This is a genomic window from Microbacterium sp. J1-1 (assembly GCF_024498615.1).
Classification (GTDB): domain Bacteria; phylum Actinomycetota; class Actinomycetes; order Actinomycetales; family Microbacteriaceae; genus Microbacterium; species Microbacterium aurugineum.
Window position 1 is genome coordinate 1090128 of record NZ_CP089590.1, and the last position, 14181, is coordinate 1104308.

Below are 14181 nucleotides of genomic sequence, written 5' to 3' on the forward strand. Positions count from 1 at the left end.
GACACAGAGGAGCATCGGATTCAAGACGGTGCTCAGTGCGAGCGCGAGATCAACGTGAGCAGTGCGCGCCCGTACGCCTCGGCCGGATCCGGATGCTCGAACGAGAGCGCGGCGTCGGCGATCTCGATGTCGACGCGGAAAGCATCGTCGAGGCGTACCAGCGCGCGGAACGTGCCGCGCAGCAGCTCGCGCAGCTGGTCCTCCCTCGGCAGCCACACGGCGTCCGCCAGCGTGACCGCATCGAGCGCCCACTCCGTCGTGCCGTTGAACGCCAGATCCGTGCCACTCGGCGTCTGTCGGGCCTCGATCGTCATCTCGCTGACCGTGAAGACGTCGGCCTCGGCGTCGAGTTCGACGTCGTCCGGCAGATCGAGCTGGAAGCGGTCGCCCTCGGCGGGATGCCAGACGAGCCCGGCCTCTCGCAGGGCGACGGCGAGCTCGCGTGTGATCATCTCCCCACGCTAGACGACGGGACCGCCGACCGTGTCGGCGGCGTGGGGCAGAGTGGGGACATGACCTCCTCCGTCTCCGCCGACACCCGCGAGCCCGCACTCGCCGCACTGCGCGAACTCGTCGGCCGCCCCGACGCCGATTTCCACGACGGCCAGTACGAGGCGATCGAGGCCTTGGTCGAGGCGCGCCGCCGGGCGCTCGTGGTCCAGCGCACGGGGTGGGGGAAGTCGGCGGTGTACTTCGTCGCGACGCTTCTGCTGCGCAGGCAGGGGGCCGGACCGACGGTGCTCGTCTCGCCGCTGCTGGCACTCATGCGCGACCAGATCGCCGCCGCCGAACGGGCCGGCGTCCGGGCCGTCGCGATCAACTCCACGAACGCCCATGAATGGACCGACGTGCTCGCGCAGCTCGACCGCGACGAGGTCGACGTGCTGCTTGTCTCACCCGAGCGGCTCAACAATCCCGCGTTCCGCGAGCAGCAGCTCCCCGCGCTGGTGCGTCGCATCGGCATGCTCGTGGTCGACGAGGCGCACTGCATCAGCGACTGGGGGCACGACTTCCGTCCCGACTACCGACGCCTGCGTGACCTCATCGCGCAGATGCCCACCGATGTGGCGGTGCTCGCGACCACCGCCACGGCGAACAGCCGCGTCGTCGCCGACGTCGCCGAGCAGCTCGGCGCCCTCCAGCCCTCGGGCGAAGCGGCCGCCGAACCGGTGCTCACGATCCGCGGACCGCTCGCGCGCACATCGCTGCGGTTGGGTGTGCTGCGCCTACGCGATTCGACGAGCCGCCTCGCCTGGTTGCTGAGCCACCTCGATGACCTCCCCGGCTCCGGCATTATCTACACGCTGACCGTCGCGGCCGCCGTCGACACCGCCCGCCTGCTGCGCGACCACGGTCACGACGTGCGCGCCTACACCGGGCAGACCGACACCGAGGAACGCGCCGAATCCGAAGGACTGCTCAAGCGCAACGAGGTCAAGGCGCTGGTGGCCACGAGTGCCCTGGGGATGGGGTTCGACAAACCCGATCTGGGTTTCGTGCTGCACCTCGGTGCTCCGTCGTCACCCGTGGCGTACTACCAGCAGGTCGGCCGTGCCGGTCGTGCGAGTGAGAGCGCCGACGTGCTGCTGCTGCCCGGCGTCGAAGACCGCGACATCTGGCACTACTTCGCGACGGCGTCGATGCCCGACCGTGAGCGCGCGGAGCGGGTCATCGGCGCCCTCGGAGACACCCCGATCTCGACACCGGCGCTCGAGGCGATGGTCGACATCCGCCGCACGCCTCTCGAACTGCTGCTCAAGGTGCTCGACGTCGACGGAGCGGTCCGGCGCGTGCAGGGCGGGTGGGTGGCCACCGGAGAGCCCTGGAGCTATGACGCGGAGCGCTACGAACGGATCGCCGCCGAGCGTCTCGCCGAGCAGCAGCACATGATCGAGTACGAGCAGACCGACGGGTGCCGCATGGAGTTCCTGCAGCGGGCGCTGGACGATGACACGGCTGCGCCGTGCGGGCGGTGCGACAACTGTGCAGGCGGATGGTTTCCGAAGGAGGTCGGGGAGTCCGCGAGCTCGCAGGCCGCGGAGTCCCTCGACCGGGTGGGGGTCCCGATCGAGCCCCGTCGTGCCTGGCCGACCGGCGCCGACCGGCTCGAGGTGCCGGTCAAGGGGAGGATCCCCGTCGACGAGCAGGCGAGCGAGGGGCGGGCGCTGGCGCGCCTCACCGATCTGGGGTGGGGCGGGGCTCTGCGCGAGATCTTCGCTGCGGGCGCCCCCGACGCCGAGGTCACTCCTCAACTGCTCCAGGCGTGCATCCGTGTGCTCGCGGGGTGGGGGTGGGCCGAGCGGCCGGTCGCCGTCGTCGCTCTGCCGTCGCGCTCGCACCCCGTGATGGTCGATTCACTCGCCCGCGGTCTCGCCCAGGTCGGGCGCCTGCCGTACCTCGGTGCGCTCGAGCCCATCGGCGGCGGGCCCTCCGGCGGACCGGGCGGGAACAGTGTCTTCCGTCTCGCCGGACTCTGGGATCGCTTGAGCGCTCAGCACCTCGAGGTGCCGTCGGGACCCGTGCTGCTCGTGGATGACCTGGTGGACAGCCGGTGGACGATGACGGTCGCGGCCCGCGTGCTCCGACAGGCCGGGGCGACCGAGGTGTTGCCCTTCGCGCTGGCGCTGCGCGGATGACGCTGGGCCTGTCGGCGGGGGTCAGCCGGCGGGGTCAGTCGTCGGCGGGTGCGACGCGCGGCGGCCAGGTGGTGGCACCGAGTTCGCGTGAGATGTTGCGGGCCGTCTCCCGGAGGGCGTTGAGGATCGCGTCCGAGGCCGGGGTCTGCGAGGTGGGCAGCACCACGGCGACGGCCGCGACGATGTCGTTCGAGGCATCGGCGACCGGTGCGGCGAGCGAGGACTCCCCGAGCACGGCTTCGTCGAACTCACCGGCCGTCCCGCGCTCGGCGATCGACGGCAGCTCCAGGGTCAACCGTGCGACATCGGTGATCGTGTCGCCGGTGAGGCTGCGCAGCGGTTGTTCGAAGACGCTCTGCTGGAAGCCCTGGTCGTAGGCGAGCAGGACCTTGCCCATCGCCGAGGCGTGCGCGGGAATCGCGACCCCGGTCTCCAGCATCTGCTGGCTGTCGTCGGGGCGCAGGTTGTGGTGGATCACGAGCACATCGGTGAAGTGGGGGGCGCCCAGCCGCACGGAGAGGTTCGTGCGGCGTGCGAGTTCCTGCGTCCAGCGCATCGCCCGCGCGCGCACATCGAGGGTGTCGAGGTACACGTTGCTCAAGCGCAGGAGCGTCGGCCCGAGCATGTAGCGCTGGCCCCCGCGTTCCTTCGCGACGAGCCCGTGCGCGCGCAACGACTTGACTATCCCGTGCACGGTCGACGGCGGCAGGCTGAGCGCTGCGGCGAGGTCGGTGATGCCGAGGTGGCGTGCTCCTTGGAGCAGTTCGAGGATCTTCGCCGCGCGGTCGATCGCCTGGATCACGGGGAGCCCTCCTTCCGGTGCGTCGTCGAGCCGGTGTCAGTGCAGCCGGGCTTCACGAATGATCTTGACAACCCGGCTGGCTCCGAGCATATTCGACATTAACGAATTCCTTTCGGATCTTGCGAAAGAGACCACGAAGGATCAAAGGAGATCGAATGATGAAAAAGCTCATCAACGCCCCGCAAGATGTTCTCGTCGAATCTCTGAGAGGGGTCGCGCTCGCTCATCCCGAGCTCTCCGTCGACCTCGAGAACCACGTGATCACTCGCGCGACGCCGAAGGCACAGGGCAAGGTCGCGATCGTCTTCGGGGGCGGCTCCGGTCACGAGCCGCTGCACGGCGGCTTCGTCGGAACCGGGATGCTGGATGCCGCGGTCGCCGGAGAGGTGTTCACCTCCCCGACGCCGGACCGCGTGCAGGTGGCCACCAAGGCCGTGGATCGCGGGGCCGGTGTGCTCCACATCGTGAAGAACTACACGGGCGACGTGCTGAACTTCGAGATGGCCGCCGAGCTCGCCTCGATGGAGGGGATCGAGGTCGGCAGCATCACCGTGGACGACGACGTCGCGGTGCAGGACTCCCTGTACACGGCGGGGCGTCGCGGTGTCGGTCTGACCGTGCTGCTCGAGAAGCTCGTGGGTGCCGCCGCGGAGGAGGGCCGCGATCTCGCCGCCGTCGTCGCGCTGGCCGAGAAGATCAACGGGCAGGGCCGCTCGATGGGCATGGCGCTCACCAGCTGCACCGTGCCCGCGGCAGGGAAGCCCACCTTCGATCTGCCGGACGATCAGATGGAGATCGGCATCGGCATCCACGGTGAGCCGGGCCGTCACCGTGAACCACTGGCCCCCGCGGCGGACATCGCGCGGCAGCTCGTCGAGCCGATCCTCGCCGACCTCGACGCCACCGGCCCCTCGATCGTGATGCTCAACGGCATGGGCGCGACACCCCTCATCGAGCTCTACCTGATGTACGGCGAGGTGGCGGCGATCCTCGAGAAGTCCGGGGTCCAGATCGCCAGAAACCTCGTGGGCAACTACATCACCTCGCTCGACATGGCGGGATGCTCGGTCACCGTGCTCAAGGCGGACGACGAGCTGTTGCGTCTGTGGGACGCGCCGGTCAACACCCCCGGTCTGCGGTGGGGCGCCTGATGGCTGCTGTCGACACCGCCGTCCTCGCCGACTGGGTCTCCCGGTTCGGCACGGCCGTCACCGAGAAGCGTGACTGGCTCACGGAACTCGACTCGGCCATCGGCGACGCCGATCACGGTGCGAACATGGCCCGAGGGATGAGTGCCGTCGGCGAGAAGCTCGCAGGGGGCGCACCCGGAACGATCGATGAGCTGCTGAAGACGGTCGGCATGACCCTGGTGAGTTCCGTCGGTGGGGCCAGTGGGCCGCTCTACGGCACCTTCTTCCTGCGGATGGGGATGACCGCGGGCGCGGTGTCCGAGCTCGACGGCCCTGCCCTCGCGACCGCGCTGCGTGCGGGGCTCGACGGCATCGTCGCGCGGGGCAAGGCCGAAGCGGGGGACAAGACGATGTTCGATGCGATGGCGCCTGCCGTCGATGCGATGGACGCCGCGCTCGCTGAGGGCTCGACCGTCGCGGACGCCGTCACCGCCGCGGCCGATGCCGCAGAGAAGGGCCGAGACGCCACGTTGCCGCTGGTCGCACGCAAGGGACGGGCGAGTTATCTCGGCGAGCGCAGCGCCGGTCACCTCGACCCCGGGGCGGCGTCCACGGCGATCCTCTTCGACACGCTCGCCGCGGCGGTCGCGGGCAGCGCCTGATGATCGGTATCGTCGCCGTCTCCCACAGCGCACGGCTCGGGGAGGCGGCACTGGAGCTTGCCCTGCAGATGGTCCAAGGGCCCGCTGTGCGCGTGCGGGTGGCCGCGGGCGCTGGCGTGGACGGCGACGGCGTGCCGGTCCTCGGAACGGACGCCGTGGCGGTGGCCGCGGCGATCGATGAGCTGGCTGCGGACTGCGAGGGAGTCCTGGTCCTGATGGACCTCGGGTCGGCCGTATTGAGCGCCGAACTCGCGCTCGAACTGCGAGCGAGCGACGTGCCGGTCCGGCTCGCTCCCGCGCCGTTCGTGGAGGGACTGCTCGCCGCCGTCGTCTCCGCCGCGGCGGGGAGCGACCTGGATGCGGTGGCTTCCGAGGCGACCTCCGCGCTCGGGGCGAAGACCGGGCAGCGCGGCGTCGCGGACGACGCCGCGCCCGTACCCGATTCCGCGACGGATTCATCGGATGCTGCGTCGTCCTCCGCGGTCGAGAGTGAAGGCGAGGCGCTCGTGCGTCGTGTGCGGGTGCGCAATCCGCAGGGGCTCCACGCACGCCCCGCCGCCTTGATCGCCGAGGCGTCCGCAGGGGCGGAGGTGCGGCTGCGACGACTTCCCGACGGGCCCGATGCGTCGGCGGCGAGCCTCTCGCGCCTCCTCGTGCTCGGTGCACGTCAGGGCGATGAGATCGAACTGACGGTGAGAGGTGCGCAGGCCGCTACCGTGGCGGACCGGCTGTCCGCGCTGTTCGACGACGGTTTCGGTGAGGGAACGGACGCGGCGACGCCCGCACCCGCCCCGGCTGCCCCCGCCCCGGCTGCCCCCACCGAAGGCTCCGCCGCTGTCGAGGACGCCCCGGTCACGATCGCCTCCGGTGCCGTGCTGCGCGGACGCGGGGTGAGCCCCGGTCGGGTCGCGGCCCCCGTCGTGCACCTCGCGCCGGCCGTCGCCGAACCCGATGCGGACACCGTCATCGCGGTGGAGGAGCGCGATGCCGAAGTGTCGGCGATCGAATGGGCGGCCGTGGCGGTGGCGGACCAGCTGCGGACGCGCACCGCCCAGGCCACGGGGGAAGCGCGGGCGATCCTCGATGCGTCGCGGCTGCTCGCCTCCGATCCCGAGCTGGTCTCGGAGGCGACCGCGTTGGTCCGTGCGAAGGGGCGCAGTGCCGCCCGTGCCGTGTGGGAGACCGGCCTGGCGCACGAGAAGGGCCTCACCGCACTGGGCGGTCGCATGGCGGAGCGCGCGGCGGACATCCGTGACGTGCGCGACAGGATCATCGCCGAGATCCTCCAAGTCGACATGCCGGGGGTGCCGGAGCGTGAGGAGCCGTTCGTGCTCGTCGCGACCGATTTGTCGCCTGCCGACACGGCGACGCTCGGCGAGGGGCGGTGCGTCGGCCTCGTGACCGAGCAGGGAGGTCCGACCTCCCATACGGCGATCATCGCTCGCTCGCTCGGGCTTCCCGCGGTGGTCGGTGTGGCCGGCGCCGTCGGCATCCCCGTCGGGGCGACGCTTCTGGTCGACGGCGGCCGCGGCACGGTCGAGGTCGACCCGCCGGAGTCACGGGTCGCGGAAGCGGCGGCAGCGGCGACCGCGGTGGAGTTCGACGGGACCGGGCGTCTCGCAGACGGGCACCGCGTCATGCTGCTCGCGAACGTCGGAGGGGCCGCGGACGCCGTGAACGCCGCGGCGGCGCGCGCGGAGGGCGTGGGGCTGTTCCGGACGGAGTTCTGCTTCCTGGACCGGGCGGACGCCCCGTCGGTCGAGGAACAGACCGCCGCCTACCGCGGCGTGCTCGCTGCCTTCCCCGGCCGCAAGGTGGTCGTTCGGACGCTGGATGCCGGAAGTGACAAGCCTCTCCCATTCGCGAATGCGGATCACGAGGACAACCCGGCCCTGGGGGTCCGCGGTCTGAGGATCGCGCGCCGTCGTCCGCAGCTCCTCGACGATCAGTTGCGGGCGCTCGCACGGGCTGCAGAAGCGGAGTCGGCGCAGGTCGAGGTGATGGCTCCGATGGTCGCGACGGTCGAAGAAGCGCGGGAGTTCGCCGAGCGGGCGCGTGCTGCGGGGATCGAACGCGCGGGCATCATGATCGAGACCCCCTCGGCCGCGTTGCTCGCCGCGGAGCTGTTCGAGGTGGTCGACTTCGTGAGTCTGGGAACGAACGACCTGGCCCAGTACACGCTCGCGGCCGACCGCCTCCTGAGCGATCTCGGCGACTTGAACGACCCGTGGCAGCCGGCCGTCCTGCGCCTGATCGGCATCGTCGGCGAGGCAGGGAGGGCGGCGGGGAAGTCCGTCGGAGTGTGCGGGGAAGCCGCGAGCGATCCCGCACTCGCCCCGGTTCTCGTGGGCCTGGGTGCGACCTCGCTGTCGATGACTCCGCGGTCGCTCGGCCGCGTCGCCGAGGCCCTCTCCATGGTGAGCGAGGAGGACTGCCGCCGGGCTGCTGAAGCGGTGCTCGGCGCACGCACCGTCGACGAGGCGAGGGCGGTGGCGAGGACGGGGGAGGCCCACACCGAGGTCCTCTGACCCCGGATTCATGCGCGGCGGGGAATGTTCACCGTCTCATTCCGATATCGACATCCCGATTCCTCGTCGACGGTCGGCGGCCTCGCCCTAGGCTCGTCGAAGACGGGGTGTCGGGTCCGACGCCGAAGAGGAATCGGAGGGGACATGTCGCAGAAGCTGTCGGTCGGAAAGAGCGTGATCGGTGCTCTGGCGGTGGTTGTCCTGGTGGCGCTCGCCGGCTGCGCGCCCACTCCGCAATCGACTCCTGAGCCCAGCGCCGCTCCGGTCGTTCCGACCCCCGAGCCGTACGCGGGGCCGATCGCGTTCGTCGGAGACGAGCTGGACTGGTTCCTCCTGAGTGCCGACGAGATCGCGGCCCTGCTCCCCGACATCGGAGAGGTCAGCCCGGCGGTCTCGTCCCTGATCCAGGTCTCCGATGGAGGTGGCCCCGAGCCAGTTCCCGCGATCTGCAGCGCGCTCGCGGCCGAGACCTCGTTGGGGTCGATCGGTGCGCGCTCCGTCACCTGGACGACGGCGGAGGAGGGGAGCGACGGGTGGCTCCACGTGCTCCAGTTCGCCGACGAAGAGGCCGCGAAGGCGCGAATGGATCAGTATGTCGATGCGGCGGCGCAGTGCGTCGAATTTGAGTTCGGTGGACCGGCCACATTCGCGTCTTCGACAGCAGAAGGCGACGGCGGCATCCGAGCCCTTGCCGGCTCGCTGACCATCACCTACTCGACCGGTGGTGGCCACAGCCTCTACAAGAGCTACGCCTCCGCCGGGAACGTGATCGTCGAGGTGTGGCAGCCGTTCACCGGCGAGCCGGCGTTCGACGCCGAGGCCGCCGCAGCGCTGCTGCGCGATCGCGCGGAAGAGGCTCGGCGGATGCTGATCGACGAGCTGACGGCGAACCCTCCTGCGCCCGTCGAGACGCCCGCGGCAGCCGACCCGGCCGCGCCGTGGAGCGCCTGGCAGATCACTCCGGTGGGCGTCGGGCCGGTGCAGCTGGGCGTCGAGCTCGACGAGGCGATCGCGGCGGTGCCCGGAGCCCGCATCCAGGAATCCGAGTGGGAAGGGGGACCGACGCGACTTATCGCCGCAGATGATTCCGCGTCGCTGCTGCTCGAAACGCAGGAAGGCGGGACGCTGGTCTCGGCCCTCACCGTGGGGATCGCGAACACCGCCGGTGATCGGGCGGATGACGCAGCGGCTCTTCCTTCCGCCGAGGGTGTGAAGGTCGGCGATGCGGTGTCCGCCGCGGTCACCGCATTCCCGGAAGGCACGGATCTTCGTATCGTCTCGTCGGGGGAGTACTTCTACGAGTGGTCGACCCGAGAGGGTGTGACGCTGCGCTTCCGTCTCGACCGTGACTCGGTCGGCGACGACGGCGCCGTGATCACCGGGATCACGCTGGAGGATGCCACCCTGCGCAACGCGCTGGTCTTCGGCTGACGCCTTCTCGCAGACCGATCTTCGCGTCGGGCTTCATTACTAACCGATCGTTCAGTTAGTATGGGCCCGTCGGGGCACCGCTGCCGCGGCACCACGCGACGAGGAGGTCGACGATGACGGAAGCGATGACGCGCACCACGGATGCAGTGCGGGCGAACCGCGCGATGATGGAGCGCGATCAGGCCTCCGCCGCACTCGGACTCGTCGTCGAGCGCGACGACCCCGGTCACGCCGTGGTCTCGATGCGCGTGCGCGACGACATGACGAACGGGTTCCACATCACGCACGGCGGCTTCGTGTTCGCCCTGGCCGACACCGCGTTCGCCATCGCCTGCAACGAGGACGACCGGGTCACCGTCGCCGCGGGCGCCGACATCTCGTTCCTGAAGTCCACGGTCTCCGGGCAGACGCTGACCGCGACGGCCGTCCGCCGCACCCGCACCGGCCGCTCCGGCATCTACGACGTGACCGTGGTCGATGAGCTCGGCGACACGGTCGCGGAGTTCCGTGGCCGCTCGCGCACCACCAACCAGACCTTCTGACCCCCTGATCCGATGGAGTCTCCCGTGTCGATGACGACCGCCGCATCCACCCGCATCCACCCGCCTTCGGCCGACGAGCTCGACGCCGAAGAGCGCATGAGCCGAGCGGAGATCGAGCGGCTTCAGCTCACCCGCCTGCAGCAGACCGTGCGCCACGCCTACGCGAACGTGCCCCTGTACACGCGCAAGTTCGATGACGCCGGAGTGCACCCCGACGATATCCGCACGCTCGCCGACGTCGAACGGCTGCCGTTCACGACGAAGGACGATCTGCGCGAGACCTACCCGTTCGGCATGTTCGCCGTGCCGATGGAGGACGTCGCTCGCATCCACGCGTCCAGTGGCACCACGGGGCGTCCGACCGTCGTGGGCTACACCCGCGGCGACCTCGATCGCTGGGGATCGCTCGTCGCTCGGTCGCTGCGCGCCAGCGGCATCCGCCGGGGGATGAAGGTGCACAACGCCTACGGCTACGGCCTCTTCACCGGTGGGCTCGGTGCGCACGCGGGAATCGAAGCGCTCGGAGCCACGGTCATCCCGATGTCCGGCGGCCAGACCGCACGACAGGTGCAGCTCATCCGCGACTTCGAGCCGGACGCGATCCTCTGCACGCCGAGCTATCTCCTGACGATCGCGGATGCGATGGTCGCTCAGGGCATCGACCCGCGCTCGACCTCGCTCCGGGTCGCGGTGCTCGGGGCGGAGCCGTGGACGAACGAGATGCGGCAGGAGCTCGAGCTGCGCCTCGGCGTCGACGCCCTCGACATCTACGGGCTCAGCGAGGTGATGGGACCGGGTGTGGGCAACGAGTGCCTCGAGACCAAGGATGGCCCGCACCTGTGGGAAGACCACTTCCTGCCGGAGGTCATCGACGCCGGGACCCGGGCCGCGCTCCCGGACGGCGAACTCGGCGAACTCGTGTTCACCTCCCTCACCAAGGAGGCCTTCCCGGTCATCCGCTACCGCACCCGCGATCTCACCCGGCTCCTACCCGGGACCGCTCGGCCCGGCATGCGGCGCATGGAGAAGGTGACCGGGCGCAACGACGACATGATCATCCTGCGGGGCGTGAACCTCTTCCCGACGCAGATCGAGGAACTGGTGCTCGGCATCGAGCAGTTGACCCCGCACTTCATCCTGGAGCTCTCCAAGGAGGGCCGGATGGACACGATGACCGTGCGTATCGAGCGGCACCCCGACCTCTCGGTCGAGACCTGCACCAGCGCGGCGAAGGTGCTCGCGCAGCGGATCAAGGTGTTCGTCGGCTCCACGGTCGCCGTCCAGCTCGAGGAGCCGGGCACGCTGCCGCGGAGCGAGGGCAAGTACAAGCGGGTCTACGACCTGCGCTGACCCGGGGGAGCGGTGGCCGAGCACGCCTCGCGGCCACCGCTCCCGCCGCACGGCACGATCGGATGCGAGACTGTGCATGATGTCAGAGATGCAGAGCACACGACGCGGCCGCCCGGGATACGACCAGCAGGGCATCCTCGCGGTCGCGGTCACCGCTTTCAACGAGCACGGGTACGACGCCACGTCGATCGGCATGCTCGCCGAGCGGCTCGGACTGTCGAAGTCCGCGATCTACCACCACTTCGGGTCCAAGGACCAGATCCTCGACCTCGCTCTCGATGCGGCGCTCAGCGGACTCGAGGCCGTGGTGGACGACCCGCTTCCCACGTCGGCGGTCGAGGCCAGCGCCGTGGCACGACTCGAGCATGTGCTCCGCGGCGCCGTGCACGTCCTGATCGCGCAGCTGCCGGCGGTCACGCTGCTGCTCCGGGTGCGCGGCAACACCGAGGTGGAGCGTCGAGCGCTGACCCGTCGTCGCGCTTTCGATCGTCGGATCACGGCCTTGGTGTCCGAGGCGCAGGCTGAGGGCGCGCTGCGCGCCGACATGGACGCCAGCGTCGTCGCCCGCCTGACCTTCGGCATGATCAACTCGATCGTCGAGTGGTACCGACCCGGGGGCAGGGAAGGCGCGGATCGGCTGGCGGACGACGTCGTGGCCATCGCGCTCGACGGACTGCGTCGTCGCTGACCCCCGCCACCCCGCCGCCCCGCCACCCCGCGCCACCCCGTCCTGTCGTGTCGTCGAGGCCCCGTCCTGTCGTCCACGCCCCGTCCTGTCGTCCACGCCCCGTCCTGTCGTCCACGCCCCGCTCGGGCGACGCGGACTCGAGGGGGCGTCGACGACGGAAGGGGGCCTCGACGACGGAAGGAGGCGTCGATGACGGGAGGGGCGTCGACGACGGAAGGGGGCGTCGATGACGGGAGGGGCGTCGACGACGGAAGGGGGCCTCGACGACGGAAAGGGGCCTCGACGACGGAGGGGGGTGTCGACGACGGAAGGGGGTGTCGAGGGGACTCAGGCAGCCTCCGCCTGCTGCTTCGCGACGAGGGTGAGCACGTCGTAGGTGGCGACGATCTCATCACGCTGGTTCTTCAGCACCGAATCCCACCGGACCTCGCCGTACTCGTCGGTCTCGCGCGGGGTGATCTGCTTCGCGGTGAGCTCGACGCGGATCTCGTCGCCGGGGGAGACGGGCGTCACGAAGCGCAGGTTCTCCAGCCCGGAGTTCGCGAGCACGGGGCCGGGTGCCGGATCGACGAAGAGCCCCGCGGCCCACGACACGAGCAGGTACCCGTGCGCGACGCGACCGGGGAAGAACGGGTTCGCCGCCGCGGAGGTCTCGTCCATGTGCGCGTAGAAGGTGTCGCCCGTGAAGGCCGCGAACGTCTCGATGTCGTCGAGGGTCACGGTGCGCGAACCGCTCACGACCTGGTCCCCGATGCTCAGCTCGGCCAGGGACTTGCGGAACGGGTGGATCCCGCCGCTCTCCTGGTACGGACGCGCGTCCGCCCCCTGGTGCCACACCCCGGTCAGGGCCGTCATCATGGTGGGAGAGCCCTGCACGGCGGTGCGCTGCATGTGATGGAGGACGGCGCGGATGCCCCCGAGCTCCTCGCCGCCGCCGGCCCGCCCCGGCCCTCCGTGGACGAGGTTCGGGAGCGGTGAGCCGTGACCCGTCGAACTGCGGGCGTCATCGCGGTCGAGGAACAGGACACGACCGTTGTAGGCGGCCATCCCGGTGGTCAGGGCGACAGCGACCTCGGGGTCGTGCGTCGCCACGCTCGTCACCAGCGATCCGCCACCGCGGGCGACCAGAGCACTCGCTTCGTCGAGAGTGCGATAGCCGAGGATGCTCGAGACCGGGCCGAACGCTTCGATCTCGTTGACCGCCGCGCTCTCGGGGTCGGTGAAGCGGAGCAGCATCGGCGCGACGAATGCGCCGTCCGGAGCTGGTCCCTCACTGCCGTCGTCGTGACGGACGTTCGGTGCGTCGGTCGATCCGACCACCAGTTCGCCGCCGCCGTCCTGCAGGCGCGACACCTGGCGCAGCACCTCGTCGCGCTGGGCGGTCGAGGCGAGGGGTCCCATCGTGACCCCCTCGGCGCGCGGGTCGCCGAGGACGACGCGCTCCGAAAGGCGGGCCTGCACGGCGCGGATGACGTCGTCGACAGCTTCGGCCGGCACGATCGCGCGTCGGATCGCGGTGCACTTCTGCCCGGCCTTCGTGGTCATCTCGGCCACGAGCTGTCGGACGTAGGCGTCGAACTCGGGGGTCCCGGAGACCGCGTCCGTCCCCAGGATCGAGGCGTTGATCGAGTCGGTCTCGCTCGTGAAGCGCACGCCGCCGGTCTGCACCGCATCGTGGGCGCGCAGCCGTTCGGCGGTCGATGCGGACCCGGTGAAGGCGACGAGGTCTCCCAGCCGGAGCGCCTCGAAGAGTCCGGGGACGCCGCCGGAGACGAGTTGCAGCGAGCCCTCGGGCAGGAGCTCCGATTCGACCATGATCCGCACCATGGCCTCCGCCAGATACCCGGTCGGGGTGGCCGGCTTCACCACCGTCGGCACGCCCGCGAGGAAGGCGGGGGCGAACTTCTCCAGCGCCCCCCAGACCGGGAAGTTGAACGCGTTGATCTGTACCGCGACACCGGGGAGTCGGGTGTAGATGTGCCGACCCAGGAAGGAGCCGTCCTTGGAGAGGTTCTCGATGCCGCCGTCGACATAGACCTTCGCGTTCGGGAGCTCCCGACGTCCCTTGCTGGAGTAGGCGAACAACACCCCGATCCCGCCGTCGATGTCGACCCACGAGTCCTGGCGGGTGGCGCCGGTGCGGCTCGAGATCTCGTACAGCTCCTCCTTGCGCGCGGTGAGGGCGAGGGCGAGCTGCTTGAGGAGCACGGCGCGCTGATGGAACGTGAGCTCCCCGAGCGAGGCCTGTCCTGCCCGGCGGGCATAGGCGAGCGCGCCTTCGAGGTCGATGCCCTCCGTCGAGACGCGGGCGACGACCCGGCCGGTCGATGCATCGCGCACCTCGGCCGCGTCGGTATCGGTGCCGGGCGTCCACCAGACTCCCTCCAGATAGCTGGGGAGGATCTCCGTCAT

The 14181-nt window shown here is 70.4% G+C and carries 11 protein-coding genes and 1 pseudogene; 9 read left to right on the forward strand and 3 right to left on the reverse strand.

Features of this window, described 5'->3' with window-relative positions; all coding sequences use genetic code 11:
- Window positions 1-32 precede the first annotated feature (32 nt).
- Window positions 33-452 (reverse strand): pilus assembly protein CpaE, encoded by a 420-nt coding sequence (locus LRQ07_RS05180; RefSeq protein WP_256536030.1) that lies wholly within the window; start codon window positions 450-452, stop codon window positions 33-35.
- A gap of 60 nt (window positions 453-512) precedes the next feature.
- On the opposite strand from LRQ07_RS05180, the gene LRQ07_RS05185 reads away from it, so the two are divergent.
- A complete protein-coding gene (locus LRQ07_RS05185) occupies window positions 513-2636 on the forward strand; it encodes a RecQ family ATP-dependent DNA helicase (protein WP_256536031.1) in 2124 nt (707 codons plus the stop codon).
- A 34-nt stretch (window positions 2637-2670) separates the two neighbouring features.
- On the opposite strand, the gene LRQ07_RS05190 is transcribed toward LRQ07_RS05185, so the two are convergent.
- A complete protein-coding gene (locus LRQ07_RS05190) occupies window positions 2671-3438 on the reverse strand; it encodes an IclR family transcriptional regulator (protein ID WP_047522738.1) in 768 nt (255 codons plus the stop codon).
- A gap of 158 nt (window positions 3439-3596) precedes the next feature.
- Between LRQ07_RS05190 and dhaK the strand changes: the two genes are divergently transcribed.
- The 8 genes and pseudogenes from dhaK (at window position 3597) to LRQ07_RS05225 (ending at window position 11769) form a co-directional block, all read left to right on the forward strand.
- Window positions 3597-4589, forward strand: a complete 993-nt coding sequence (gene dhaK / locus LRQ07_RS05195) for a dihydroxyacetone kinase subunit DhaK (RefSeq protein WP_256536465.1) — start codon at window positions 3597-3599, stop codon at window positions 4587-4589.
- On the forward strand, window positions 4589-5230 hold the full coding sequence (gene dhaL, locus LRQ07_RS05200) for a dihydroxyacetone kinase subunit DhaL (RefSeq protein ID WP_047522755.1): 642 nt from the start codon (window positions 4589-4591) through the stop codon (window positions 5228-5230). Before dhaK ends, dhaL begins: the two co-directional genes overlap by 1 nt.
- Window positions 5230-5964, forward strand: a pseudogene (locus LRQ07_RS18555) (HPr family phosphocarrier protein); the annotation flags it as partial. The gene dhaL and the pseudogene LRQ07_RS18555, both read left to right, overlap by 1 nt.
- 123 nt (window positions 5965-6087) lie before the next feature.
- The gene (gene ptsP, locus LRQ07_RS05205) at window positions 6088-7758 is read left to right on the forward strand and encodes a phosphoenolpyruvate--protein phosphotransferase (protein ID WP_413775545.1); all 1671 of its coding nucleotides are present in this window, start codon (window positions 6088-6090) and stop codon (window positions 7756-7758) included.
- A gap of 144 nt (window positions 7759-7902) precedes the next feature.
- Window positions 7903-9189 (forward strand): sensor domain-containing protein, encoded by a 1287-nt coding sequence (locus LRQ07_RS05210; RefSeq protein WP_256536033.1) that lies wholly within the window; start codon window positions 7903-7905, stop codon window positions 9187-9189.
- 113 nt (window positions 9190-9302) lie between these two features.
- Window positions 9303-9731 (forward strand): hydroxyphenylacetyl-CoA thioesterase PaaI, encoded by a 429-nt coding sequence (gene paaI / locus LRQ07_RS05215; protein WP_256536034.1) that lies wholly within the window; start codon window positions 9303-9305, stop codon window positions 9729-9731.
- 24 nt (window positions 9732-9755) lie between these two features.
- On the forward strand, window positions 9756-11081 hold the full coding sequence (paaK, locus tag LRQ07_RS05220) for a phenylacetate--CoA ligase PaaK (RefSeq protein WP_413775532.1): 1326 nt from the start codon (window positions 9756-9758) through the stop codon (window positions 11079-11081).
- A 79-nt stretch (window positions 11082-11160) separates the two neighbouring features.
- Window positions 11161-11769: a TetR/AcrR family transcriptional regulator gene (locus LRQ07_RS05225; protein WP_232763156.1), complete on the forward strand. Its 609-nt coding sequence runs from the start codon at window positions 11161-11163 to the stop codon at window positions 11767-11769.
- A 327-nt stretch (window positions 11770-12096) separates the two neighbouring features.
- On the opposite strand, the gene paaZ is transcribed toward LRQ07_RS05225, so the two are convergent.
- Window positions 12097-14181, reverse strand: a complete 2085-nt coding sequence (paaZ, locus tag LRQ07_RS05230) for a phenylacetic acid degradation bifunctional protein PaaZ (protein WP_256536035.1) — start codon at window positions 14179-14181, stop codon at window positions 12097-12099.

Coding starts and splice junctions, on each gene's coding strand:
- LRQ07_RS05180 (WP_256536030.1), bottom strand. CDS start 452: ATGATCACACGCGAGCTCGCCGTCGCCCTGCGAGAGGCCGGGCTCGTC.
- LRQ07_RS05185 (WP_256536031.1), top strand. CDS start 513: ATGACCTCCTCCGTCTCCGCCGACACCCGCGAGCCCGCACTCGCCGCA.
- dhaK (WP_256536465.1), top strand. CDS start 3,597: ATGAAAAAGCTCATCAACGCCCCGCAAGATGTTCTCGTCGAATCTCTG.
- dhaL (WP_047522755.1), top strand. CDS start 4,589: ATGGCTGCTGTCGACACCGCCGTCCTCGCCGACTGGGTCTCCCGGTTC.
- LRQ07_RS05210 (WP_256536033.1), top strand. CDS start 7,903: ATGTCGCAGAAGCTGTCGGTCGGAAAGAGCGTGATCGGTGCTCTGGCG.
- paaI (WP_256536034.1), top strand. CDS start 9,303: ATGACGGAAGCGATGACGCGCACCACGGATGCAGTGCGGGCGAACCGC.
- LRQ07_RS05225 (WP_232763156.1), top strand. CDS start 11,161: ATGTCAGAGATGCAGAGCACACGACGCGGCCGCCCGGGATACGACCAG.
- paaZ (WP_256536035.1), bottom strand. CDS start 14,181: ATGACGGAGATCCTCCCCAGCTATCTGGAGGGAGTCTGGTGGACGCCC.